Origin of the sequence: Corallococcus llansteffanensis, assembly GCF_003612055.1 — a bacterium.
GTDB lineage: Bacteria > Myxococcota > Myxococcia > Myxococcales > Myxococcaceae > Corallococcus > Corallococcus llansteffanensis.
The window spans coordinates 1-528 of record NZ_RAWB01001157.1 but is presented as its reverse complement, the minus strand read 5'-3'; the positions used below and the strand labels follow the sequence as shown (position 1 = coordinate 528).

The 528-nt window shown below is 71.0% G+C and carries 1 protein-coding gene; it reads left to right on the top strand.

From position 1 onward, the window contains the following. Nucleotides 1-89: 89 nt before the first annotated feature. The coding region (locus tag D7V93_RS43900; protein WP_147451727.1) for a glycosyltransferase at nucleotides 90-528 on the top strand (439 nt) is incomplete at its 3' end.

Genomic DNA, 528 nt, shown 5'->3' with positions numbered 1-528 from the left:
CGCCCCATAGCGCCCACGGGCCTCTGTAATGCTTCAGCCCGTGCTCCCTCGTAGAAGCATCGCGCTTCACCCGCCTGTCGGGATGCCATATGCCAGCGGGCATGCGCGTCACGCTCATCACGTTTGGCACCCACGGAGACGTCCGGCCCATGGTGGCGCTCGCCGAGGGCCTTGCCCGGGCGGGGCACACTCCTGTCCTCGTGGCCGACCCGGAGTTCGCTCCGCTCGTCGCGGGGCGCGGCATCGAGTTCGCGCCTCTGGCGGGTGACATCCGCGCCACCACGGCCCGCGCGGACATGGAGGCGCTCTTCACGCGGGGCCACAATCCGGCGGAGCTGTCGCGGATGATGGCCCGGCTCGCCATCGAGCACTCGGAGTCCTGGGCCTCGCAGTTCCTCGCCGCGGCCCGGGGCAGCGCGGGGGTCATCGCGAGCGGCCTGGGTTTCTTCATCGGGCTGTCCATTGCCCAGAAGCTCGGCATCCCCGCCATCGCCGCGGGCCTGCAACCTGTCTCCCCAACCTCGCGGT